Annotated in this window: 27 protein-coding genes; 13 read left to right on the forward strand and 14 right to left on the reverse strand. The window is 64.5% G+C overall.

Features of this window, described 5'->3' with window-relative positions; translation table 11 throughout:
• On the forward strand, positions 1-916 hold a 916-nt coding region (locus tag GPA_RS00590; RefSeq protein WP_041238689.1), incomplete at its 5' end, for a helix-turn-helix transcriptional regulator.
• 77 nt (positions 917-993) lie between these two features.
• Here GPA_RS00590 and GPA_RS00595 read toward each other — a convergent pair.
• Positions 994-1,821, reverse strand: coding sequence for a transposase (locus tag GPA_RS00595; RefSeq protein WP_015538647.1), 828 nt, complete (start codon positions 1,819-1,821; stop codon positions 994-996).
• A 175-nt stretch (positions 1,822-1,996) separates the two neighbouring features.
• Here GPA_RS00595 and GPA_RS00600 point away from each other — a divergent pair, with 175 nt between their 5' ends.
• The 4 genes from GPA_RS00600 to GPA_RS00615 all read left to right on the forward strand — a co-directional run bounded on the left by GPA_RS00600 (position 1,997) and on the right by GPA_RS00615 (position 4,691).
• Positions 1,997-2,464, forward strand: a complete 468-nt coding sequence (locus tag GPA_RS00600) for a GyrI-like domain-containing protein (RefSeq protein ID WP_041238691.1) — start codon at positions 1,997-1,999, stop codon at positions 2,462-2,464.
• 111 nt (positions 2,465-2,575) lie between these two features.
• Positions 2,576-3,040, forward strand: coding sequence for a zinc ribbon domain-containing protein (locus GPA_RS00605; RefSeq protein ID WP_015538649.1), 465 nt, complete (start codon positions 2,576-2,578; stop codon positions 3,038-3,040).
• Positions 3,041-3,075: 35 nt separating this feature from the next.
• Positions 3,076-3,780, forward strand: a complete 705-nt coding sequence (locus tag GPA_RS00610; RefSeq protein ID WP_015538650.1) for a GyrI-like domain-containing protein — start codon at positions 3,076-3,078, stop codon at positions 3,778-3,780.
• Entirely contained in the window at positions 3,777-4,691 is a 915-nt protein-coding gene (locus GPA_RS00615; RefSeq protein WP_015538651.1) for an SPL family radical SAM protein, read from the forward strand. Before GPA_RS00610 ends, GPA_RS00615 begins: the two co-directional genes overlap by 4 nt.
• A 21-nt stretch (positions 4,692-4,712) precedes the next feature.
• On the opposite strand, the gene GPA_RS00620 is transcribed toward GPA_RS00615, so the two are convergent.
• Positions 4,713-5,759, reverse strand: a complete 1,047-nt coding sequence (locus GPA_RS00620) for a proline racemase family protein (RefSeq protein WP_015538652.1) — start codon at positions 5,757-5,759, stop codon at positions 4,713-4,715.
• 176 nt (positions 5,760-5,935) lie between these two features.
• On the opposite strand from GPA_RS00620, the gene GPA_RS00625 reads away from it, so the two are divergent.
• From GPA_RS00625 to GPA_RS00635, 3 genes are read left to right on the forward strand one after another with little or no spacing between them, the layout of a single operon-like run.
• Positions 5,936-6,373, forward strand: a complete 438-nt coding sequence (locus GPA_RS00625) for a LytTR family DNA-binding domain-containing protein (RefSeq protein WP_015538653.1) — start codon at positions 5,936-5,938, stop codon at positions 6,371-6,373.
• A 54-nt stretch (positions 6,374-6,427) separates the two neighbouring features.
• Entirely contained in the window at positions 6,428-6,859 is a 432-nt protein-coding gene (locus GPA_RS00630; RefSeq protein WP_015538654.1) for a hypothetical protein, read from the forward strand.
• 48 nt (positions 6,860-6,907) lie between these two features.
• Entirely contained in the window at positions 6,908-7,420 is a 513-nt protein-coding gene (locus tag GPA_RS00635) for a hypothetical protein (RefSeq protein ID WP_041238692.1), read from the forward strand.
• Here the strand turns inward: GPA_RS00635 and GPA_RS00640 are convergent.
• Positions 7,348-7,806: a pyridoxamine 5'-phosphate oxidase family protein gene (locus tag GPA_RS00640; RefSeq protein WP_015538656.1), complete on the reverse strand. Its 459-nt coding sequence runs from the start codon at positions 7,804-7,806 to the stop codon at positions 7,348-7,350. The two genes, GPA_RS00635 and GPA_RS00640, sit on opposite strands and share 73 nt — an antisense overlap.
• Complete coding sequence (locus tag GPA_RS00645) at positions 7,803-8,246, reverse strand: DUF3788 domain-containing protein (RefSeq protein ID WP_041238694.1); 444 nt, start codon at positions 8,244-8,246, stop codon at positions 7,803-7,805. Before GPA_RS00645 ends, GPA_RS00640 begins: the two co-directional genes overlap by 4 nt.
• Before the next feature lie 358 nt (positions 8,247-8,604).
• Between GPA_RS00645 and GPA_RS00650 the strand changes: the two genes are divergently transcribed.
• Both GPA_RS00650 and GPA_RS00655 read left to right on the forward strand, forming a co-directional pair.
• Positions 8,605-9,384 (forward strand): SDR family oxidoreductase, encoded by a 780-nt coding sequence (locus GPA_RS00650; RefSeq protein ID WP_015538658.1) that lies wholly within the window; start codon positions 8,605-8,607, stop codon positions 9,382-9,384.
• 9 nt (positions 9,385-9,393) lie between these two features.
• On the forward strand, positions 9,394-9,741 hold the full coding sequence (locus GPA_RS00655) for a nuclear transport factor 2-like protein (RefSeq protein ID WP_015538659.1): 348 nt from the start codon (positions 9,394-9,396) through the stop codon (positions 9,739-9,741).
• A gap of 187 nt (positions 9,742-9,928) precedes the next feature.
• Here the strand turns inward: GPA_RS00655 and GPA_RS00660 are convergent, their stop codons facing one another.
• Together GPA_RS00660 and GPA_RS17135 are read right to left on the reverse strand one after the other, a co-directional pair.
• Positions 9,929-10,228, reverse strand: a complete 300-nt coding sequence (locus GPA_RS00660; RefSeq protein ID WP_015538660.1) for a hypothetical protein — start codon at positions 10,226-10,228, stop codon at positions 9,929-9,931.
• An 85-nt stretch (positions 10,229-10,313) separates the two neighbouring features.
• Positions 10,314-10,841, reverse strand: a complete 528-nt coding sequence (locus tag GPA_RS17135; protein ID WP_041238695.1) for a cobalamin-dependent protein — start codon at positions 10,839-10,841, stop codon at positions 10,314-10,316.
• A 24-nt stretch (positions 10,842-10,865) separates the two neighbouring features.
• Between GPA_RS17135 and GPA_RS00670 the strand changes: the two genes are divergently transcribed.
• Entirely contained in the window at positions 10,866-12,314 is a 1,449-nt protein-coding gene (locus GPA_RS00670) for a L,D-transpeptidase family protein (RefSeq protein WP_231847535.1), read from the forward strand.
• An 18-nt stretch (positions 12,315-12,332) separates the two neighbouring features.
• On the opposite strand, the gene ybaK is transcribed toward GPA_RS00670, so the two are convergent.
• Positions 12,333-12,818: a Cys-tRNA(Pro) deacylase gene (ybaK, locus tag GPA_RS00675; RefSeq protein WP_015538661.1), complete on the reverse strand. Its 486-nt coding sequence runs from the start codon at positions 12,816-12,818 to the stop codon at positions 12,333-12,335.
• 210 nt (positions 12,819-13,028) lie between these two features.
• The gene (locus GPA_RS00680; RefSeq protein WP_041238697.1) at positions 13,029-13,265 is read right to left on the reverse strand and encodes a helix-turn-helix domain-containing protein; all 237 of its coding nucleotides are present in this window, start codon (positions 13,263-13,265) and stop codon (positions 13,029-13,031) included.
• A gap of 307 nt (positions 13,266-13,572) precedes the next feature.
• Between GPA_RS00680 and loaP the strand changes: the two genes are divergently transcribed.
• Positions 13,573-15,171 (forward strand): antiterminator LoaP, encoded by a 1,599-nt coding sequence (gene loaP, locus GPA_RS00690; protein WP_015538662.1) that lies wholly within the window; start codon positions 13,573-13,575, stop codon positions 15,169-15,171.
• A 413-nt stretch (positions 15,172-15,584) separates the two neighbouring features.
• Here loaP and GPA_RS00695 read toward each other — a convergent pair whose 3' ends face one another.
• The 6 genes from GPA_RS00695 to GPA_RS00725 all read right to left on the reverse strand — a co-directional run bounded on the left by GPA_RS00695 (position 15,585) and on the right by GPA_RS00725 (position 22,376).
• The gene (locus GPA_RS00695) at positions 15,585-16,487 is read right to left on the reverse strand and encodes an IS3 family transposase (protein WP_315970799.1); all 903 of its coding nucleotides are present in this window, start codon (positions 16,485-16,487) and stop codon (positions 15,585-15,587) included.
• 361 nt (positions 16,488-16,848) lie between these two features.
• The gene (locus tag GPA_RS00700) at positions 16,849-18,036 is read right to left on the reverse strand and encodes an ABC transporter ATP-binding protein (RefSeq protein ID WP_227155465.1); all 1,188 of its coding nucleotides are present in this window, start codon (positions 18,034-18,036) and stop codon (positions 16,849-16,851) included.
• A 114-nt stretch (positions 18,037-18,150) separates the two neighbouring features.
• Positions 18,151-19,173: a FecCD family ABC transporter permease gene (locus GPA_RS00705; RefSeq protein WP_015538664.1), complete on the reverse strand. Its 1,023-nt coding sequence runs from the start codon at positions 19,171-19,173 to the stop codon at positions 18,151-18,153.
• A 22-nt stretch (positions 19,174-19,195) separates the two neighbouring features.
• On the reverse strand, positions 19,196-20,767 hold the full coding sequence (locus GPA_RS00710; protein ID WP_083808796.1) for an ABC transporter substrate-binding protein: 1,572 nt from the start codon (positions 20,765-20,767) through the stop codon (positions 19,196-19,198).
• A 4-nt stretch (positions 20,768-20,771) separates the two neighbouring features.
• The gene (locus tag GPA_RS00720) at positions 20,772-21,305 is read right to left on the reverse strand and encodes a hypothetical protein (RefSeq protein ID WP_015538665.1); all 534 of its coding nucleotides are present in this window, start codon (positions 21,303-21,305) and stop codon (positions 20,772-20,774) included.
• A 144-nt stretch (positions 21,306-21,449) separates the two neighbouring features.
• Positions 21,450-22,376, reverse strand: a complete 927-nt coding sequence (locus tag GPA_RS00725) for a sirohydrochlorin cobaltochelatase (protein ID WP_015538666.1) — start codon at positions 22,374-22,376, stop codon at positions 21,450-21,452.
• A gap of 527 nt (positions 22,377-22,903) precedes the next feature.
• Between GPA_RS00725 and cobM the strand changes: the two genes are divergently transcribed.
• A partial coding sequence (gene cobM / locus GPA_RS00730) for a precorrin-4 C(11)-methyltransferase (protein ID WP_049783962.1) occupies positions 22,904-23,561 on the forward strand: 658 nt, incomplete at its 3' end.

Below are 23,561 nucleotides of genomic sequence, written 5' to 3' on the forward strand. Positions count from 1 at the left end.
CTACCTCCTGATGGACCGCGGAACCTCCACCACGGCGGAGCTGGCGGCTCGGCTGGAAGTGTCCGAGCGCACGGTGCGCCGCGACGTGGACGCGCTGTCGGCGGCGGGCGTGCCCGTGTACATGACGCGCGGCAAGGGCGGCGGCGTGCACCTCATGGACGGCTACGTGCTGGACCGTTCGGTGCTGAGCGAGCGCGAGCAGAGCGACATCATGGCGGCGCTTTCGGCGCTCAACCGCACCGGCGCCTCCGGCGAGGCGAGCGACGAGACGGCCGCACGCCTCGGCAGGCTGTTCCAGCGCGAGAACGTCGACTGGCTCGACATGGACTTCTCGTTCTGGGGCGCGCCGCCGAACTACCGCGCCGCATTCGACGCCATCCGCAACGCCACGATCGGCCGGCACCCGCTGTCGTTCGCGTACTTCGACGCCGCGGGCAACCGCACCGAGCGCACGGTGGAGCCCGCGCAGCTTGTGTTCAAGGAATCGTCGTGGTACGTGCGCGCCTGGTGCCGCGAGCGCGAGGCCTGGCGCACGTTCAAGCTGTTCCGCATCGACTGGGAGACGATCAGCGTCGCGCCCGACACGTTCGAGGCGCGCCCGATGCCCGCGTTCGACGAGGGCGGCCACATGAGGGGCACCGACCGGCTGGTCATGCGCTTCGCCCCCGAAGCGGAATCCCGCGTGCGCGAGGAGTTCGCGCCCGAGACGATAGAGCGCGAGGCGGACGGCAGCTGGCGCGTGACCCTCGCCTGCGACATCGGCGAGCGCACGCGCTCCTACCTGCTATCGTTCGGCCCGCTGCTCGAAGTGCTCGAACCCGCCGACGTGCGCGCCTGGCTGCGCAAGCAGGGCGAAGCCGTCGCCCGGCGCTACGCCGAAGACGAGCCCGACGCCGATCCCGGTGCCGGTGCCTAACAGCTCTCGCGCAGCTCGGCAAGGGCAAGACAAGGGGACGGTTCTCTTGTCCTGCTTGTCCTTTTCGCCTGTTCCAGCTAGCCGCTAGGAAGTTGGCCTTTTCCTGCTCTCGCTCGCTCGACGATCCCCTTGCTCAACCCCGTAAGTCGAGAAATCTGCCTGATGGAGAGACCGCGCACCCGCAAAAGAAGCACTGCCTCCTCTCGCCTTGCCTTGTCGAGCGAGCATACTTCGGCGCATTCCGATACGCCGGCAATCTCCCGAATGAGCATTATCGCCTCCCGATCGCTCAGCCGCGCCGGGTTGTCGATCCCGCAAGGCGGCAGGCCGCCATCCGATTCGCTTTCCACGAGAAGCCTGAAAGCCGACTTGGCCTTGCTCGGATCAGCGTCAAGCATTTCGAGCACGCGCTCTGTGTCGGCAAGTCGGGGCGTCTCCATATACTCGTCGAAGCTCGTCCAGTACGCCGTCGTCTGCCCCACCTCGAGCGGATTCCTGTGTATGTAGCGAACAACGGACAGGAGATATTCGTCTCCCTCGATCGGTTTGCTTTTGTAACGATCTTGGAAAAGATAGCCCCTTCGATCGTATTTCCTGTTGAAGTAGTGCGAATAGCTCAGAAGGATCTTCTTCATCATCGAGGACAGATCGATCCTCCCCTCCTCGACAAGAAGATGGACATGATTCCCCATCAAACACCATGCATGCAGCAGAAAGCCGCATTCGCGCTTGTAGCGGCGGAGTCGCTCCATGAACGCCCGCCGGTCCTCATCGTCGTAGAAGAGCTGCGTCTGGTTTATCCCGCGTACCATCACGTGGTGCAGGCCCGATTCGCTTTTCCTACGTGCTTGTCTCGGCATGCGCATCTCCCTTCCCTGAATGAAGAAGATGATGCTTTGCATCATTTTAATTATAGCGTCCTCGAATCCAAGACGGAGTTGAAATCGCCGAGCAAGACAAGAGAACCGTCCCCTTGTCTTCCGATTTCCAAACTTTCCCGCATAACCGGACACGCCCTGTCCGGTTATGTTCGGTATCGTGCTCCTTGTCAACATTCATCGCTTCGAAAGGACACGAACCATGCAGTACGAAATCGTCGAGCTTCCCGGGCGCACCATCGTGGGCCCCACCATCCGCACGTCGAACAACTCCCCCGAGGAAGTGGCCGCGATCGGCCAGCTGTGGGAACGCTTCATGGGCGAGGGCATGGATCGCACCATCCCCGAGACGCGCGTCGAGCCGTACGGCTGCTTCGGGCTGTACTACGACTACGACATGAGCGACATGGGCTACACGATGCTCGTGGGCTGCGAGACGTCCGCAGACGCACCCGAGGGCATGGAAACCCAGACCATCGCAGCAGGCCGCTACGCGAAGATCGCCATCCGCGGCGGCGACTGCGTGGCGAGCGTGGCCAAGGCCTGGGAGGAGATCTGGGCCGACGAGGAGCTGACGGCGAAACGCGCGTACACGGTGGACTTCGAGGCGTACCTGCCGGGCGAGGACATGTCCTGCGCCGACATCGACGTGTACGTGGCCCTGCGATAACGCCCGCGCCGAACGCGCGGCCCCGTCGGGCAACCGGCTGTTGCTTGACGGGGCCGCGTGCGCCATGGTTCCATGGAACCTGAGTATCGACACCGGGAAAAGGAGCCCTTCATGGCGATCAAGGACACGCTCATCGAGATCAGGGAGCGCAACGGCCTCACGCAAGCCGAGATGGCAGAGCGCCTGTTCGTCACGAGGCAAGCCGTGTCGCGCTGGGAGTGCGGCGACACGCAGCCGGGCATCGACGCGCTCAAGCTGATCGCCGCAGAGTTCCACGTGCCCATCGAGAAGCTGCTCGACATGCCCTTGCAGGCCGTGTGCCAAAGCTGCGGCATGCCGTTGTCCGATCCGAGCCTGCTGGGCACGGAAGCGGACGGCTCGCCGAGCGAGCACCATTGCAAGTGGTGCTATGCGAACGGCGATTACCTGGGCGCATGCACCATGGAGGACATGGTGGGCATCTGCGTGGCGAACATGACCGGCCCCGATGCGCCCTTCACCGAGGACGAGGCGCGCGCCTATATGGAGGCGCTGCTGCCCACGCTCGACCGCTGGAAGGGCGCCGCGAGCGACTGACGTCCCACCATCCCCGACGACCGACGGAGGACCGCATGGCTGCCGCGTTCGATTTCAAGAAGGAATACAAGGACCTGTATCTGCCGCGGGCGTTGCCGATGCTCATCGACGTGCCGACGATGACGTTCGTCGCAGTAGCCGGCTCGGGCAACCCCAACGAGGACAACGGCGACTACGCCGAGGCGCTCGGACTGCTCTACGCCTTCTCGTTCACCGTCAAGATGGCGAAAAAGGGCGACTGGCAGCCGGACGGCTACTTCGACTACGTCGTGCCGCCGCTCGAGGGGCTGTGGTGGGGAGGCGGGTTCGACGGGACGCGCATCGAGGACAAGGACGCGCTCAACTGGGTGTCGATGATCCGCCAGCCCGACTTCGTCACGCCGGAGGTGCATCGCTGGGCGCGCGAGCAGGTTGCCGCCAAGAAGCCCGAGCTCGACGTCGGCCGCGCCCGGCTCGTGCGCTTCGCCGAAGGCCCCTGCGCGCAGATCATGCACAAGGGGCCCTACGACGACGAGCCCGCCACGGTCGCCGCGCTCGAGGAGTTCGTCCGCGCGTCCGGCCTCGAAAGCGGCATCACCGACCCTGCAAGCCCCGAGGCGCTGATGGACGCGCTCGACGCGGACGGCGGCGTTCCCCCGGTGCGCCTGCACCACGAGATCTACCTGGGCGATCCGCGCCGGACGAAACCCGAGAACCTGCGCACCGTGCTGCGTCACCCCGTTCAGCCCGCCTCCGCATGAGCGACGCCGCGCCCTGCCCCTGCCCCGTCGTCCGTGCGCGCTCGATCCTCCAGAAGGTGCGCTACAACGGCGACGAATGGTTCGGCATCGACTACAACATGAACCTCTACCGCGGCTGCTGCCACGGGTGCATCTACTGCGACAGCCGAAGCGAATGCTACCGCATCGACGACTTCGACCGGGTGAGCGTCAAGTTCGACGCGCTGGCCATCCTGCGGCGCGAACTGCGCAGCCGCCGCATCCGCGGCATCGTGGGCATCGGCGCCATGTCCGACACCTACAACCCCTTCGAGCGCCAGCTGCGCGTCACGCGCGGTGCGCTCGAACTGGTGGAGGAGTTCGGCTTCGGCGTGTCGGTGGACACGAAGAGCACGCTCGTCACGCGCGATGCCGACCTGCTGGGCGCCATCGGCCGACAGGGCGGCGCCATCGCGAAGATCACCGTCACCACGGCCGACGACGAGCTGGCGCGCATCATCGAACCGCACGCGCCCTCGCCGAGCGAGCGTTTCGCGGCGCTCGCCGAGCTGGCGGATGCCGGCGTGTTCTGCGGCGTGCTGTTCACCCCGACGCTGCCGTGGGTGACCGACGACGACGCCACGGTGCGAGGCGTCGTCGAGGACGCGGCTGCGGCCGACGCGCGGTTCGTCTTCCATATGACGGGCGTCACGATGCGCGACCGCCAGCGCGATCACTTCCTCGACCGCATCGCAGCCGTCGACCCCGAACTGCCCGAGCGCTACCGCGCCGCATACGGCGAGCGTTACTTCTGCAACAGCCCGCGCACGTCCGAGAACCGCGCCTTGTTCCGCGCGCTGTGCAAGCGGCACGGGCTTCTTTGGCGCATGTCCGACATCATCAAGGCGTACAAGCCCGCCCAGCCCCTCGGCGCGCAGGGCAGCCTGTTCTGACCGGCAGACGGCGCGAACACGTCAGCGCGCCGACAGGAAGCCGTGGCCCAGCGGGTCGCTCGGATCGACGAGGCAGGTGCCGAGGCCGGTGAGGTAGGCGCTGCCGGTTATGCGCGGGATGACGGCCGCATGGCCGCCAACCTGCGTCGTCCGGTCGATGGTGCCGGTGAAGCGGGTGCCGATCACGTTCTCGCAGACCACCGGCTCCCCCACGGCGACCTTGCCTGCACGGTGGAGCGCGGCGAGCTTGGCGCTCAGGCCCGTGCCGCACGGCGAGCGGTCCACCTGGCCGGCGCCGAACACCACCACATGGCGCAGCGCCGCCGGGGCATCGGTTGCCTTGGGCGCCTTTGACGCCGAGAACTCCACGAGGTCCACCGTGTCGATATCGAGCGTCGGATGGCTCACGGCCACCGTGCGGTTCACCTCGTCGCGCACGAGCATGCCGAGGCGTGCGTAGGCGGGAGCCGTCTCGGGGCCGATGTCGCCGAGGCCCAGGCCGTCGGCGTCCGCAAGTGCGAAGAAGCTGCCGCCGAAGGCGATGGTCAGCGGCACGGTGCGCCCTTCCACCTGCACCGCGACATCGTCCCGGTAGACGAACGACGGCACGTTCTCGAACGACACGGACTCCACCGCGCCGCCGCGTACCGCGGCCGTGGCGCGGATAAGCCCGACGGGCGCCTCGAGCACGACTTCGTTCCCGCCCGCGCGCGCCTCCACGATCCCGGCCTCCAGCACAGCCGTGACCACGGCGATGGCGCCGTGCCCGCACATATTGAGGTAGCCGCCCGTGTCCATGAACAGCACGCCCACGTCGGCCCGCGGGTCGACCGGCCGGCACAGGAACGCGCCGAACATGTCGTGGTGGCCGCGCGGCTCCAGCATGAGGGCCCGCCGCAGGTCGTCGGCGTGCCGTTCCATCCAGCGGCGCTTCTCGATCATCGTGGAACCCGCAGGCTCCGGGAAGCCTCCCACGGCCACCCGGCAGGGCTCCCCGGCCACGTGCACGTCCACCACCTTCACGGCCGCCTCGAACCGGCCCAGATCCACGCTCGCCTCAACGTCCATGCGCCCTCCCGTTCGCCTGCCTCGCCTTGCCTTCCGAGCATACCATACGGGCGTCCGTGCAACTTGCGCGGCCCCGCATGCAACTGGATCTCAACGGCCTTGCGCCGGCCCCGTTTGGTCGGGCATACTGGCGGCGTTGGCCAACCACCGCAACCTGACGACGGAAGGCGCGCACCATGAACGTGACCATCACCGAGAACCCCGCGCTCGACGACATCGAGGTGTCCGTCGCGTGCCCGCGCATCGACGAGCGCGTGCAGCGCATCGTGTCCGCACTCGGGGCCTTCGACCGCGCGCTTGTCGGCGAGCGCGACGGGGCGACGTACCGGCTCGACGTCGACGACGTCTGCTATGCCGAGACCGTGGACGGCAAGACGTTCCTCTACACGGCCGACGCCGTGTACCAGACGCCGCTCAAGCTCTACGAGCTGGAGGAGCGGCTGGCAGGCACCGAGTTCGTGCGCGCATCGAAGCAGATGCTCGTGAACTTCGACCACGTCGCGTCCATCCGGCCCGCCCTGAACGCGCGCCTGCAGCTCATGCTGGACAACGGCGAGGCCGTCATCGTGTCGCGCCAGTACGCGCCCGTCATCAAGCGGAAGCTCGGGCTGTAACCGCCGTGTGAGACGTCAATCCCGTCCCCGAGTCTCGTTTCGAAGGAGTTCGCCATGAAGAAGATCATCGTCCAAGCCGCCTCTGCCGCGTGCATCATGTTCACCATCGTCATGCTGTGGTTCACGGGCATGGGCTACCTGTTCGCCGGGCCGAGCTACGGGCTCAACCTCACCATGAGCGTGTTCGGCGCCGCCCTCGGGATGGCGGCGCTCCAGGCGCTCTGGTTCACCGGCGCCGTGTTCAGGAAGCTCGCCTACCCGGCGCGCATAGCGGGCTTCGGCGCCTGCGGCCTGCCCGTGCTGGCACTCTGCGCGTGGGCGGGCCCATGGTTCCCGCTCGACGATCCCGGCGTCTGGGCAGCCTTCGCCCTCGTGTACCTGTTCATCCTCGCGGGCGTCACGGCAGGTTACACCATCTACTTCAAGAAGACCGCCGGCGGCTACGACCAGGCCCTCGCCCGCTATCGCGAGAAGAACCGCCGCTAAGCGGCCGCCTGCCTCCGTCCGTCTCTCACCCCACAGAAAGGCATACCCATGAAAGAGAAGCTCGCCTTCGGCACGAAGGTCACGGTCGCGCACGTCCTCACCTACACCCTGTGCGGCTTTGCGGCCCTGTTCCTGTTCGACTACCAATCCTCGGTGGAGGCCATCGGCATGCGCCCCCTGGACGACCCCATCGTCGGGCTGGCCCCCGTGTTCCAGATCGTGCGCGGCGCGCTGTTCTCCCTCGTGCTCTGGCTCATCCGCCCTGCGTTCATGGGGCGCAAGCACGGCTGGCTCGTCGTGTGGGCGGTCATAGCCATCATAGGCATCTTCAACACGCCGGCCCCTTCGCCCGACTCCATCGAGGGCTTCATCTACCTCGCCCCCACAGACGCGCCCCTGGGCATCAGCATCGGCGGCACGCTCGAGATACTCGCGCAGACGCTCCTGTTCAGCGTGGCCGCAACCTGGTGGGTCAAGCGGCCTGCGCGTCACGCCTCCGGTGCGCCCGGCTCCTCGCCAGCCGGCCCCGGCACGGCGAAGTCCTCCGACCCGAAGTTCTGATAGAAGCGCCCCGCATCGGCCGTGAAGCGGAGCACGCAGTAGTCGGGGTCGGTCACGCCCAGCGGATAGTACATCGTGTCGCCGTCCTGCCAGATGAGCTCTTTCGCCCACGCGTCCTCGAGCACCTCCATCGTGCCCTTGAGCATGACGCCCCGGAAGAACCGCCGGTCCATGAAGTAGAGGCACGCCTGCGGGTGCGCGCGATAGTGCCGCACCCGCATCGACGAGGTGTTCGTGGTGAAGTAGAACGTGCGGATGCCCTCGCGGCGGCGCGGCGGAAGCATCGCCTTGATCTCGGGAAAGCCCTCTTCGTCCACCGAGCCGATAAACGACGCGTTCTGATGGTCGATGAGGTTGCCGATGGTCTGCTCGGGATCGCGCATCATGAGCGCGCCTTCTTCTTCGGCGCGGCGCGCAGCATCATGAGCGCCTCGGCATCGCGCAGGATGGCCTCGCTCGTCACCTCGATCATGAGCCAGCGGCCCATGCTGCTGTCGGCCGAGCGCTCGTACAGCACGCGCACGTACGGGTCGCACGCGGGCAGCAGCGCCTCGGCCTCGGCCTTCTCCTTCGAGCCCACCGACACCATGCAGATGAAGAAGCCGTCGCGCGGGTACACCGTGCAGAGCGCGCGCCCGCGCGCCTTGTACTTCACGTTCCAGCCGGGCGCCCCGCCGCAGCGGCTGTACTCGATGCGCGGCTGGGCGCCGTGCGTCTCGTCGACGAACGCGGTGAACGCATCCCATAGGGGGTTGTCGATGTGGGCGGCGATATCCTCCATCGACGGCTCGCGGTCTACGGGGAACAGCTCGTGCCAGGCAACCATGGGCATCCTCCAATAGTCAAGGGGCGGCTAGGGGCAGTATAGCACGGATTTCAAGCTTATGATCGGGAATTTAAGAACTTATGTTCCTAATCTATCCCGCCAGTTGGGGAAGCTTGCCAGCCACCGGTTCGCCCCACGCCCCCGAAGCGCCCGATGCCCGCAGCTGTTGCCCCTCCAACGGTTTCGGCAGCCGCCGAGGCCGCCTGCCGAAAGGGAGCCGCCGCGGATGACGCCTCGGCTACCGTTGGCCCCGGCGCAGGCGGGCCGCCGGGAGCCATGGTATATGATTTACTTCTTAATAGTAATGCGTATCGATAAGGGCGGCGCCGCGCGCGGCCCCGCATGAAAGGAAGGACGCATGGGCATCTACGTCATCACCGGCGCGTCGAGCGGCATCGGCGCGAAGACGGCCGAGATCCTGCGCGAACGCGGCCACGAGGTGGTCAACATCGACCTCAAGGACGGCGACATCGAGGCGAACCTGGCCACGAAGGAGGGCCGCGCGGGCGCCATCGCCGAGCTGCACGAGCGCTATCCCGAGGGCATCGACGCCATGATCTGCAACGCGGGCGTGTCGGGCGGCAAGGTGCCCATCTCGCTCATCATCTCGCTCAACTACTTCGGCGCCACCGAGATGGCCAAGGGCGCGCGCGACCTTTTGGAGAAGAAGGGCGGCAGCTGCGTCATCACGTCGTCGAACTCCATCGCCCAGGGCGCGGCGCGCATGGACGTGGCCGGCATGCTGAACAACCAGGCCGACGAGGACCGCATCCTGGAGCTCGTGAAGGACGTCGATCCGGCCGTCGGGCACGTGTACTACGCCTCCACGAAGTACGCGCTCGCCCGCTGGGTGCGGCGCATGAGCCCCGACTGGGGCTCGCGCGGCGTGCGCCTGAACGCCATCGCACCGGGCAACGTGCGCACGGCCATGACCGCGAACATGCTGCCCGAGCAGCGCGCGGCCATGGAAGCCATCCCCGTGCCGACCCACTTCGGCGAGGAGCCGCTCATGGAGCCCATCGAGATAGCGAACGCCATGGCGTTCATCGCCAGCCCCGAGGCCAGCGGCATCAACGGCGTGGTGCTGTTCGTGGACGGCGGTACCGACGCCCTGCTCAATTCCGAGAAAGTCTACTAGGAGGCGCACATGGTCATCAACGATTTCGTCACCGCGATGCAGGGCAAGGACCACAAGGGCCTCGCGGCGTGCTTCACCGAGGACTGCCGCCTCGTGGACTACTGCCCCTCCATGGTGAAGCGGCAGAACACGTTCCTGTACGGGCGCAACGCCATCGAGATGTCGTTCCACAACAAGTTCATGTTCGGAGGCTTCACCATGCGCGACCCGCGGATCGTGAACGAGCGCACCGTGAACTTCTACGCCGACTACAACGGCACCATCATCCACGCCCTCGCACAGATCGAGAACTGCAACGACGGCGTGTGCAGCCTGGACGACAGCCTGATCAAGGAGCTCGTCATCCGCCCGGCGTAGGCGCATGAAGTCCCGAGCGCCGCATGGGTGGCGCGCGGGATGCAGGCGTGACAAGGGGACGGGGATAATGTCACGTTCCTCGTTGAGGCGCGGGGCTGCAAAACGCCCGAGAACGTGACATTATCCCCGTCCCTTTGTCACGCCCCCAAACGGAGGACGGCCGCTTGCGCGGCCGTCCTTGTTTTCTCTATTCGGTTTTCTCCGAGGCGTAGAAGGTTGCTTCCTCGAACACATCCCCAATCGACTTGCCGTCCACGAAGGGAAGCGTCATGAACTCGCTCACCGTGGGCACCAGCTCGCTCGCGTCCACGTAGTGGCCCTTGTCGTTGAACTGGGCCGTGTCCTGTGCGCGCCAGTAGCGGTCGTTCACGTCGGTCAGGTAGTACGTTGCGCCGCCGACCTCCATGTACACCGAATGCTTGGCGTGCAGGTAGTTCGGCAGCTCGTCGAACGAAACGTCGAGCGCCTCCGCCGATTTCACACCCATAGCGGACCCCTTTCCTCGGGAATAAGCCTTGGCACACATCATAGCAAGAACTCCTGCCGGTTGCACCCGCAAAAGCATCTCGTTTTCATATTGCCGGGTGCGCGGCGAAAAACCGCTCAGCAATGCGCGCGGCCTCGGCAGCGTCCTTGCCGTAGTAGTCCGCGCCGATCTTGCGCGCGTAGTCGGCCGTGAGCACGGCACCGCCCACGAACACCGCCGTGCCCGGTACCTGCTCGTGCAAAAGCGCGATGGTCTGCTCCATGGCACGCACCGTGGTGGTCATGAGCGCCGAGAGGCCCACGAGCCGCGCCCCATGCTCGCGCACCGCCTGCACCACGCGCTCGGGCGCCACGTCGCGGCCCAGGTCGATCACCCGGTAGCCGTAGTTCTCCAAGAGCATGCGCACGATGTTCTTGCCGATGTCGTGGATGTCGCCCTGCACGGTGGCCAGCACGATGGCCGTGCCGTCGTCGGTGGGAACGGCCTCCCCCTGGCGCGAGCGCACCACGTCGAAGCCGGCCTTTACCGCCTCCGCCGAGGCCATGAGCTGCGGAAGGAAGAACTCGCCGCGCTCGAAGCGCTCCCCCACGGCGTCGAGCGCCGGGATGAACACGCCGTCGATGACGTCGAGCGCGTCGTGGCCCTCCAGCTGAGCGAGGCGGACGCCAAGGGCGGCCGCAAGCCGCTCAAGGTGCTCGGCATCGTCCTCGGCGTGATCGTCGCCCTGCTGGCCGTGGTGTACCTGGCCGGGGCGCTCGTGTTCATGGACCGCTTCCTGCCGCGCACGACCGTGGGCGACCTCGACGTGTCGCTCAAGTCGTCCGCGGAGGTTCAGGGCATGCTCGCCGACGTCATCGACGACTACGTGCTGAAGGTGGAGGGCCAGGGCTTCTCGCTCAAGCTGTCCGCGGCGGAGGCGGGCATGAGGCTGGACGGCCGGGCCGCCACCGATGCGATGCACGCCTCTGCGAACGCGTGGGCGTGGCCTCTCGAGATACTGAAGGCCCATGACGAGAGCGACAAGCTCGCAGCCACATATAACGAGAGCGGCCTGGGCGACACGGTGCGCGCCGCGGTGGACGAGTTCAACAAGACCGCCACGCCGCCCACGGACGCCGTGATCGCCTACAGCGAGGCCAAGGGCGCGTTCATTGTGGAGCCGGAGGCTGTGGGCACGGCGCTTAGCTACGATGCCGTCATCAAGGCCGTGGACGACGCCGTGCTGGCCCTGCAGCCCACGGTGAAGCTGGGGGCGGACGTCCTGCAGCAGCCCAAGGTGCTCTCATCCGACCCGAAGCTCACGGCTGCGGCCGAGCAGGCGAACACCATGATCAAGGCCGACCTCGTGCTCACGATGGCCGGCGGCACGGCCGGCGAGGTGAACGCCGACCTCATCTCGCAGTGGGTGCGCCTGGGCGACGACCTCTCGGCCACGCTCGACGAGGCCGCGCTCACGGCCTGGGTCGACGAGCTGGCGGCCGCCTGCAACACGGTGGGCACGCAGCGCACCTACACGCGTCCCGACGGCAAGGTGGTCACGGTGGCGGGCGGCGTCTACGGCTGGAGCGTCGACCGCGACGCGCTGCTCAACCTGGTGAAGGAGTCCGTGGCGGCCGGCACCGTGCAGACCGCGGAGGTTCCCTGCACCTCGGTCGGCACGGGCTATAACGGCGCCGGCGCGCAGGACTGGGGCCTGCGCTACTGCGACATCGACCTGGCCGAGCAGTACGCGCGGTTCTACGACGAGACGGGGGCGCTCATATGGGAGTCGCCCATCGTGTCGGGCATTCCCGACGGCGTGCATGATACGTCGGTGGGCGTGTACTGGCTCAACCAGAAGGCCAGCCCCTCGAAGCTCATCGGCTACGAGAACGGGAAGAAGATCTACGAGTCTGACGTGCAGTACTGGATGCCGTTCGTGGGCAACGTCATCGGCCTGCACGATGCCGACTGGCAGTCGTCGTTCGGCGGCACGCGCTACCGCGACGGCGCCGGCAGCCACGGCTGCGTGAACCTGCCGCCGTACAAGGCTGCGGAGCTGTACGGCATCATCCAGTCGGGCGACGTCGTGGTAAGCCACTGGTAGGAGGCGCCGCGTCCGCCCTCATACCACCGTCAGGTCGGCGCGCACGAGCGGCACGATGCGCGCCAGGTCGTCGGGCGCCATCTCCACCTGGCAGCCCAGGCGACCTCCCGAGAACGCGATGCGCTCGAAAAGGTCCGCCGTCTCGTCGATGGCGGTGGGGAAGGGGCGCCTCATGCCGATGGGCGAGCAGCCGCCGTGCACGTAGCCGGTGAGCGGCAGCAGCTCGCGCGCGGGGAGCATGGCCACGGCCTTCTCGCCCACGGCCGCGGCGGCCTTCTTCAGGTCCAGCTCGCAGGCTACGGGTATCATGAACACGTAGTGCTCGCCCGACTTCGCTTGCGTGACGAGCGTCTTGAACACGCGGTCCGGGTCGAGGTCCAGCAGGCTTGCCACCTCCACACCCGAGAGCGCCTCGGGGCATGCGAAGAACCGCGCCTCGTACAGCACGCCCGCCGCATCCAGCTCGCGCAGCGCGTTCGTCTTGCGGTCGTGGTCCTTCGGCATGGGTTCTTCCTTCCTGTTCGGTCGCTCTCGGGGTTCGTCGGGTCGGCCACGGCGTCGTCTGTCCCGCAGCATAGCACGAAACCGGCCGGCCCAAGGCTGCTCGCAGGTGGGTGCCGCGCCGTTCCCCCGGCATCCTGTTACTCAATTGTTGTTTTTATACAACTATAGGTTATAATCGGGTAGCCGAGGTGCGGAAAGCATCGCGGGCCTCTACTCGCGGGGATCGATGCGGGGGATGCCCTCGAAGAACTCCGACAAGGTCATGTCGAAGCCGTTGGCGATTTTGGCGAGGTTCTGCAGCGTGACGTTGCGCCCGCCCACTTCGATGGAGGCGAGATAGGTGCGGTCCATGCCGATCTTCAGGGCGAACCGCTCCTGGCTTAGCCCGGCGGCGGCGCGCAGGTCCTTGATCCGCAACCCGACTTTTGTTTGCAGTAAGTTTCGCATGAACGAAGACTACGGGCGTGTTGTATGTATAACAACGGACTATATACAACATTGCCCAACCGTTGACCATTCGAAGGGCGCAAGGCGCCTTTCTTTGGCTCCTTGATGTTGTATAAAAGCAACATCAAGGCAACTTACATATCTTGAGATGGCGTAATCGTCGCTAAGCGCGTTCCGTCGATCGACAAGAGGATGAATAGGTGCAGGCGATCTCTCTCGCGGTCATAGGCCGGGAAAGCAGAAGCGTGCAGCTGTTCATCCTCTTTTCTTTTGGCGGAGCATCGACGCGGCGGGAAAGGGGCTGGCGATGTGGTACGTGGCGCAGGTGCAGGCGGGGCGCGAGTCCGCGACGCGCGACCTCTGCCTTCGCCTGGTGTCCTCGGACGTGCTCGAGGAGTGCTTCATGCCCGAGTACGAGACCATGTGGCGCGTCCGCGGCGAGTGGAAGCTGGCGCGCCGCCTGTTGTTCCCCGGCTACCTGTTCTTTGTCACGGGCGATGCCGAGGAGCTCAACAAAGAGCTGCTGCGCGTACCCCTGCCCATTCGCCTGCTGGGCAACGAGGAGAACTCCTTCTTCCCGCTGACGAAGAAGGAGCAGGACTGGTTCCTGTCGTTCATGGACGGCGAGCACATCGTCCGCATGAGCGAGGGCTACATCACAGGCGACAAGGTCACGGTGACGCGCGGCCCCCTCATGGGCTTCGAGGGCGACATCCGCAAGATCGACCGCCATAAGCGCCGCGCCTTACCTCGACGTCACCCTCTTCGGCCGCACCGTGCCGGCAAGCGTCGGCCTGGAAGTAGTAAGGAAGACCGCGTGAGCCACCCGAACCGGACGGTTATGGGGAAGAGTGTCGAACCTGTCGGCGGTATTTTTGCAGGCCCGCGATCGAAGGGAAGAGCGCATCATTTTCTTGGGTCTTCGTCCGAATGGCAGGCTGTCAATCTGAAACGCGCCATTGCGATCACCGTTTTCGTGCTGTCGGCACTCGCCTTCTTCTTTCTCGTCTTCAACGGTCTTTTCGTGATATATGCCGAAACCTGTCACCCGGAGCTGACTTGGGAGCAGGTTGCCGAAGTTGAGGTAGACGGGAAACCCGCGTCTCCTTCCGAAGGCGAAGAGGCACCTCAAAGCATGCGCCCGCAGATCGAGCTGGCCTTGTCGCTGTTCAGCGCAGTGGTCATGCTTATTTCGGCCAGGCTTGTCTGGCGGTACTACCGGAAGGGCTATGAAGTCAAAGAGGAGCCGGTCGTGTTCCCCCAAAAGGGGAGCGAGATTCGGTGGCGTAAAATTTTTGGCTCTCAAACAGATCTGAAGGAGAACGTCCAAGCGTATGCGGACGAGTTCCTCGTCAACGCGTTTGTGGAGCCCCGCATGGTGTTCTCCCGCATCAGCGAGAGCGTGAGCCCGGGCAGGCGGATGCTGGACAGCGTTGTGAGCTACGAGGTTCTTCCTCCCACTGAGCGGGGGTTGAGCTTTTTCGACGCCGACGACTTGATGTTGAAGAAGGATAAGGAGAACCGCAAGTTCCGGTCCTGTTCCTTGGTTGTGCCAGTGAGTTTTCAGAAAAGGGGCAAGCTGGTCATGAAACAGGAAGTGCGGAACGCGTCCGGAACCATTCTGCCGGTGTTGAAGCAAAGCGAGTTCGTTGCCCGCATTCTCGAGTTGATCCATAGTTTCCTTGCTAGTGTATGTGTCGACGCTGATGCGAAGAATCGTCCCATTGGGAATCTGCCCCAATGGGACGATTTGCTATCTGATTTAGAGGCGGCTTTTCGGAGCTGGTTCATCGCCGATGACGGTCGGAATGAGCTGCAAAAGTCTGGAGATTCAAACTCCAGAAGACAAATAGCTCAACTACCTAGCCGGAGTATTTCTGCAGGTAATCTTGTTTTTTCGTCTTGACAAAAGGGATGTCCACGGTGGGCCCGCGCCCGGAGTTCTCTGAGAAATCTATGGGTGCGTTCGCGCTTCCCGCCAAATCTAGCACGAACAAAGTAAAGGTGTTTTCGCAGGTCGTGAGCTGTTTCGCGAGCGGCCTGCGGGTGCGCCGCGTCTCTGAGTGTAATTGTAACCGCATCGACGGTATGGGGCCCCAATTTCTTGCAAAACCTGTTTTCGGTGTGTCTCCTGTGCATACGGGATCTCTGTTTCATAAGCCAAATAATGGGCTGGCTAAAGCAGCATGGTAATTGATAGCGATAAAGCAATTGGAGGCGGTAGGCCGGAAATGGTGACACGAACCTCGAGAGCCTTGGGAGTCTAAAGTCTCTTATATCCGTTGACACGCTGAAGGCCATGCAGCTTCTCGGCTTCGATTATAAGTGGAAGGAGCGCGAGGTATACTGCGCGCCTTGGTCGTCATGGAAGACAAGGCTGCCGTCGTCTGGCGGACCCTCCCTGCCAACCGCCTGCTCTATCGCATCGGTCGCAACCTTCTCGGTGATGCGCTCGGACATCGACCAGCCCACGACCTTGCGGGAGGAGGCGTCTATCACGGCCGCGAGATAGAGCCACCCTTCTCTTGTGGGTATGTAGGTGATGTCGCCCACCCAAAGCCTGTTGCGCTCGCCCACGGCGAAGGCGCGCTCTACCAGGTTCAGCCGAGGGTGTCCCGGCTCGATCTTCTTCTGGATGCGGCGTTTTCGGGTCGCGCCCTTTCCGGCGAGTCCGAGCTTCTGCATGATGCGGAGCACGCGCTTCTCGCTCACGGCGATGCCGCTTTTTCGCAGTTCGCGGTCGATGCGCCGGCAGCCGTAACGGCCCTTGCGCCGATGGAAGGCCTCGACGGCGAACCCTTCGAGCTCCTCTCGCTCTATCTGGGCGTTGGACTTCTTCCGGGAGAGATACTCGTGGAAACCGGATTTCGAGACCTTCATCAGCCCGCATGCCTTCTTGATGGGGCCGATCTCGCCCCCTATGCTCTTCGAGGAACCCGCGCCTCGCGCATGGCCTTGACTCAAGAAGGCCCGGAAATTTTTCAGTATCTCGTTCTCGCGCTCGAGCTCCTCGACCTTCTTCTCGAGCTTCGCGATCTCGTAGTCCTTGTTGATCTTCGGAGAGCCGTTTCCGGGGAACGCGTCGTATCCCATCTCCTCGTATTCGCGGGCCCATCTTCTCAGCGTCGTCCCTTTATGCCGAGTTCCTCCGATAGGTCTTTGACCGTCATTTCCCCGGACAGGGCCGCCTTTTCCGTCGAGACCTTGAACTGCCTGTCGTATCGCTTTCTTCTTTGGGTCATCCTAAACACCTTTCGCTCTTAACCTGGTGTCCAATTCATCATACCCACTCCACTTCCCTGAAGATAATGCGAACATCGTTTATGGTGGAAGTCTTGCGCGCTGGGGTACGTATCCATTTCATAACGATGCGCCTGCAGCGCAGAGCGGCGAGCACGAAGGAGAAATGCATTGCCGGGTGGCGCGCGCGGGCTGTGCGGTCTGGGGAGCCCGCCCCGTTCGGCGTTACGCGGGTGCGTGTATGCTTTGCTGCAGGCAACCTGCGGGATAGTGAGGGCCCGGTCTCATTGCGCTCGGGAATCTCCCGCTTTCGCTCTACGCATCTGCCTTGCTGCTCTAATGGCTATTGGGAATCCTCCGATGCGCCTTCGCACGCTCGCATGACCTCGATACCATGCGAGCGTGCGAACTCGACGAGCTCGGCGTTGCGGGCGTTTATGGTGCCGAAGGCGGCGGGGCACACGATAAGGCGCGCGCAGTGGACGAGGAGCTCTTTGGCGCGGGCTATGGTTTTATCCCCGATCGGCTCGAAGGCGCGCTCGGCCACGCATTCCGCCGCCAGGTCGCGCGCGAGCTCGCAATCGATGTCCCCTTCGTGCAGAACGCCCGCGTAGAACGCCTTGCCCTGCCGGATGAGCTGGCGAAACACAGCCGACCCTGTACCTGCGCCGGCGATGACGAACGTGTGCGCATTGCCGTGCGGGCGCCCAATTTCCACGCTGCCGAAGCGCTCGTTGAAGGTGCCATGTTGAAGGCCGTAGAGCTCGTCGATCGTCTCGCGCGTGAATATGTCCTCGGGTGCGCCGGCGCGGAAGACCCGGCCGTCCTTCACGCAAATCACCTTGTCGGCGCTTTTTTGCGCGAGCTCGAGTTCGTGGATGGACATGATGACAGCCACATTCCGCGATTTCGCAAGGTGGCGAAGTATTCGCAGCAGGTCGATCTGGTAGCGGATATCGAGATACGACGTGGGCTCGTCGAGCACGAGCACACGCGGATCCTGCGCGATGGCGCGTGCGAGCATGACGCGCTGGCGTTGCCCGTCGCTTATCTGCATGAAGTCGCGCTCGGCGAGCTCTTCCACATGCGCGGTTTTCATGGCCTCGTCGACCCGACTATGGTCGTCGGGCGAGAGTGTGCCCATTCGCCCGGTGTAGGGATGCCTTCCCGCCTCTACGATATCGCGGCAGGTGAGGAGCTCGGTCTGGGGGCGATCTGTCAGCATAACGGCAAGGTTCCTTGCGAACTCCGCCGTCTTCCATCGGGAAATCTCCCGCCCGTCGAGCTCGACCGCGCCGGCAAGCGGTGCCAGATGGCGTGTGATGGTTTTCAAGATGGTCGACTTGCCCGAGCCGTTCGGCCCGATGAGCGCCACGACGTCGCCCGCGCGAACCTCCAGATCGACGCCTTCGACTACGACCTTCTTGTCGTAGCCCGCCGACAGGTCGCTTATGCGGAAAAGCGGCGCTCCGTCAGCCTGCGTTTCGACCGGGGTTTCGAGGTTCGACTCCGCTCGGAGGGGGCGTTCCACGCGCAGTTCCGCACGAGCCGAAAGCGCCTTCTGGCGCTTTCGTGCGAGCTCAGGACTGTCTAAGCATGGAATGTCCCCTCCGAGCGTTTTGGGCCGCGGCACGAATTTCCCCATCTACCTCACCCGCTTCTTCAACATGAGCGCGATAACCACCGGCGCGCCGAAGATGGCGGTGACGGCGCTGATGGAAAGCTCGACGGGAGAGAACAGCGTGCGCGCGATCAAATCGCAGCCCGCGCAGAAGATGGCGCCTCCCAAGAAGCACGCAGGAATCACGCGGATGGGCTTCGACGACTTCAGCGCCGACTTCACGAGATGCGGAACCGCGATGCCTACGAACGACACCGGGCCAGCGAACGCGGTCACGCAGGCGGAGAGCATGCTCGCTAGAAGGACGAGCACCACGCGGAAGCGTGCGACGTTCACGCCGACGCTTTTCGCGTAGGCTTCTCCCAGCTGGAAGGCGGAAAGGGGCTTCGATATCGCGAATACGCATGCGCTCACGGTGATCACCACGACCGCTATGACCGCAACGTCGTCCCAGCTCGAACCCGAGAAGCTACCCAAAGACCAGTTGTGCAGGTTCACGATGGACTGGTCGTCGGCGAAGGCGATGAGGAAGTTCGTCGCCGCCGAGCAGATGTATCCCACCATGACGCCCGCCACGATGAGCATGGCCATGGAACTTATGCGCCGTGCGATGAGGAGCACGAAGCCGATGGTGATAAGCGAGCCCAGAAACGCTGCGGCCACCATGGCCGGCGAGGACATGGCCTGGTTCGCGCCCAGAAGCACGATCATCGTAAGCGCGACGACGAACTTTGCGCCCGAGGAGACGCCCAAGATGAACGGGTCGGCGATGGGGTTGTTGAAAAACGTCTGCAGCAGGAACCCGGAGAGCGAAAGTGCCCCGCCGAGAAGCACGGCTGAAAGCACACGCGGCAGGCGAATCTCCCAGATGACCTGGCTTTCCATGGAATTGGCCGCGCCGCCCGAAAGGATGCCGGGGATGTGGTCTGCGGGCACGAGCACGCTCCCGATGCACAGGTTGGCCCCGACGAGCACGATGAGGGCAACAGCGAGCAGCGCCGTCACGATGCGACACCGCGCGGCGCGCCCCGATTCGTCGTATGCCATGGAAAGCCGGCTTCTCATGGCGCTAGCCGAGCTTCCTCAGATAATGGAAGTCACTCGCGTCATCGCCGGTGAACGCCCCGTGCAGCTCGTCGATAATGTCGGCGGTAGAAGTCATCTGCTGGTACATGTCGGCGCTTGTGACCCAGACGTTGCCGTTCTTCACGGCTTTGAACTGCGACAATAGCGCGTTTTTGCCTACGAAGTCGTTCAAGGTGGCAACCGATTCGTCGATGGTGCCGTTGTAGACGATGATGTCGGCATCCTTCGCCGTCGCGTAGAAGCGCTCCATTTCGAGCGTTACTGACGAACCTGACGTCGACGCCGTCTGCGCGTCATCGAGCGCGTAGCTGCCGCCTGCAAGCTCGATCATCTGCGCCACGTAGTCGCCCGCCCGCCGCGTGACGGCGGCCCCGTTCGAGTTAATGTAGAAATACGCCACGGTTTTACCTGACGACGCGAGCCCCGACGTTTGCTCGACGCGGGCCTTCTGCTCGTTGAACAGGTGCGCGGCCTCGTCTTCCTTGTCGAACAGGACGCCGAAAAGCTTAATCCACTCGACGCGCCCGAGTGCTTCGGGCTCGCTCGACGACTGTTCGGTGAGCACGACGAGCCCGAGCTTTTGCAGCTTTTCCTTCACATCGGGCGTGTGGTTGATCATGGCGTTCTCGATGGCGAGCGTGCAGCCCGAGGCCGATATTCGCTCGTAGTCGGGCGCGCTGTACTTGCCGCCGTAGGCGATCGCCCCGCTTTCGAGCGCGCTTTTGAAGCCCGCGACCGAGCAATCGTCGGCCTTCGTGCCCGACATGAAGATATTGTCGTTCGCATCGAGCGCGTCGACCAGGCACATCGTCGCCGACGACACGAGGTACACCTTGTCGGCGGGGCGCCTTATGACCGCGATGTCGGAGCTCAACCCATCAGGTACCTTCGCATCTTGCGGCACCACGAGGAAGCGCTCCCCGTTCGAAACGCAGATAAGCCGCAGGCCGCCTTCGAACTCGTCGACAGTGAAGTGCTCGGCGTATTCAAGCTGAAGCGCCCCCGTCGGCTCCCAGCCGCAGCCCAAATCGGCGTTGTGGAAGTCGGCCGCGGCGCTTGAAGCCGTTCCCGCAGGGGAGCCGCCGCTTGCATCGTCGCCCGATTTCTCCTTCATGGTGGATGAGTCGAAGTAGAGCGTGTAGTCGATGGTGTGCGGCGTCGACATGGCGACGGTCTCGGCCGACACGGCGATGTCCTCGTCGAGCGTGACGGGTATCTTGAACGTGGAGTTGCCGCCGTCGTTTACGGGCGCGTAGTCCACGCCGTCGGCGGTCATCTTGTCGTAGTTCGAACTCGACCAGGTAATGGTCGCGGTGTAGGTGTCGCCATCCTTCACAATTGTGGTGGGTGAGGCGATGCTTGCGCGCCCTGACCCGCCGGAAAGCGAGACGCTCACAGTGTATTCCTGAGAGCCCGCCGTGCCACCGGTCGCGTTCGGGCTCGCACTGCACCCCGCGAAGGGAAGCGCGAGCAGGGCGACGAGAATGCAGGCGATCGCGCGCGCCGCGATGCTGCGGTGCTTCCTGCTTTCCCCCTTGGGAAGAATCGACCGCATGGCGTTACTTCAGCGCGTCGGCGCGCAGATCGACGCCGGCGGATTCGAACACGAGCGTGCGGTCGTACCACTGCTCCTTTTTAATGCTCCAGGCGGCGCAGGCGATGTCCTCGTCGAGCGCTTCAACGGGCACGTCGTAGGTGTACTTGCCTTCCGCGTTTTCCACATAGGGGATGAAGTCGGCCTCGCTCGCGGCGGCAGCCTCATCGCCCGTGCCCATGAAGAGCTTGCCGTAGCCCGTGCCGGAAAGCGTCATCACGCAGTGCATGGAGCCGTTTTCCACGATGAGCTGGGCGTCCACGATCTTGAACATGTTCGAGCTGGAATCTACGGTGATCGGATAGGTGCCGTCGGCCACCTTGTCGGCGGTGATGGGGGCAGCGCTTGCGCCCTCGGGCGCATCGGCCGCCTGTTCGGTCTTTTCCTGGGAATCGGCATCGCTTGCCTTTGCGCTGCCGCTTGAATTTCCGGCGCAGCCGGCGAGCGAGAACGCGCAAAGCGCCGCCGACAGGGCGAAGGCGAGGGTTTTCTTCAACATGGAGGGGTTCCTTCCAATCGGTTCGACCGCCCGCGCCGTGCGGTGGGCGGGCGGGATGCGAATGCAACGGGCATGCGCCGTCAGTCGGGGAAGGCGCATGCCCGTTGCACGGGGACGCGACCGGCGCCCCCGTGCGCGGCGAGTTTACAGCTTGGCGATGGCGTCGTCCACGTGCGAGACGTAGATGTCGTCGACCGCGACGTTCTGTCCCAGACCCTGGAGCAGGCACGTCACTTCGAAGCCGGCGGCCACGAACTTCGCAGCCCAGCTGTCGGGGTCGGTCTCGTCTGCCATGTCGTTGTTCGCGTGGTCGCCCGCGACCACCATGAACGGTGCGAGCACGGCCTTCTTGTAGCCTGCGGCGCTCGCGGCGGCGATAACATCCTCGCAGGTCGGTTCAGCCTCGACGGTGCCGACGAAGAACTGCGTCAAGCCCTCGTTCTTGAACACTTCCTGCATCTTGGCATAGTCGGCGTTGGAATCGGCTTCGGTGCCGTGGCCCATGAGACACAGCGCCGTCTTGCCGTCGTCGAAGGACGCCATGTTCTCCTTAATGGCTGCGGCCACCTTCTTGTAGTCGTCGTCGGAGGTGAGCAGCGGGTCGCCGAGCGAGATCTTGTCGAACTTGTCGGCGTACTTGTCGAGCTCGTCTTTCACGTCGGTGTATTCCAGGCCAGCCATGAGATGCGTCGGCTGCACGACGACTTCCTTCACGCCGTCTTTCACGCAGCGGTCGAGCGCCTCGGTCATGTTGTCGATCGTGATGCCGTCGCGCTCCTTCAGCTTGTCGATGATGATCTGCGCGGTGAAGGCGCGGCGGATGTCGTAGTCCTGCCAGTACTTCTCGCGGATAGCGTCTTCGATGGCGCCGATGGTGATGTGGCGCGAGTCGTTGTAGCTCGTGCCGAAGCTCGTGACGAGGATGACCGGCTTCACGGCTTTCTCCTTTTCGCTCGATTTCTCGGAACTCGCGGAGGTGCTGGAGCAGCCCGCGAGCGCGACTCCGGCGAGCGCGACGGCTCCGGTTGCTGCGGCGCCCATGAAGCCGCGGCGTGACATCTGGTCGGACATGGTTTTCCCTTTCCTCGGTTTGCCGGTCCCCCGGCGACAGTTGCTTATCGGCACAAGCGAAAGAAAAGCGCGCTCGTCCGCAAAGGGATAGCGCGCCTGTTTCTTGCCGGCTGCGGCCGGCTCATTCGAAAGGGAAGCGCACTCCTCGGGGTTCACAAGGAGCTAACGCCACGGCGATGCCGTGAGGAAAAGGCGAAGCAGTCTGGCTTGGGGCGCGAGGCGGTTCGCCCGCGCGTCCTATACAGTAATGTCCCTTGCCCAGGATTCCCACCTGGTTCCCTCCGCAAGCCAGCGCGGGCTGTGCGGGCGCCGCGCCGGTCGTTTCCTTTTATTCGATTGTCATATGCTCGTTGCCGAAACTGCTACTATGATAGTGGACGCTTGTGGGCGTGTCAAAGCCAGGGCGGGCGGCATTGCGCCTCCTGCCTACGTATTTGCGCCGATTGCCGCTGCGGGCGCCGTGTTTTGCCCGCTGCGCGAAGGGCGGCGTAAACGGTTGCGATGAGAAACGGGAAGGGAAGGCTCGGATGATCCATATCGTTGGCGCAGGTTCGGGCGCCGCCGACCTTATCACGCTGCGCGGGGCGCGTCTTCTGCGCGCGGCCGACGTGGTCGTTTGGGCGGGGAGCCTTGTGAACCCCGAGCTGCTCGCCGAGTGCAAGGAATCCTGCGTCGTCTACGACAGCGCGCACATGACCTTGGAGGAAGTGCTCGACGTGATGTGCGCGGCGGATGCGCGGGGCGAGGAAGTGGTGCGCCTGCACACGGGCGACCCGTGCCTGTACGGCGCCATCCAGGAGCAGATGGACGCGCTCGACGCGCGCGGCGTGGACTACGAGGTGGTGCCCGGCGTGTCGAGCTTTTGCGGTGCCGCGGCGGCGCTTCGCCAGGAATACACGCTGCCGGGAATCAGCCAGTCGGTCGTGATCACGCGGCTTTCCGGGCGCACCCCCATGCCCGCGGGCGAGGGCATGCGCACCATGGCGGAAAGCGGCTCGACTATGGTCATCTTCCTGAGCTCGGGTATGCTCGCCGAGCTTTCCGCCGAGCTTTTGGCCGCGGGCCGCAGCTCCGACGAGCCGGCGGCGCTCGTGTACAAGGCGACCTGGCCTGAGGAGCGCGTGGTGCGCTGCACAGTGGGCACGCTCGCCGATGCGGGCGCGCGAGAGGGCATCGACCGCACGG

Origin of the sequence: Gordonibacter pamelaeae 7-10-1-b (genome assembly GCF_000210055.1) — a bacterium.
In the GTDB taxonomy this organism is placed as follows: Bacteria; Actinomycetota; Coriobacteriia; order Coriobacteriales; family Eggerthellaceae; genus Gordonibacter; species Gordonibacter pamelaeae.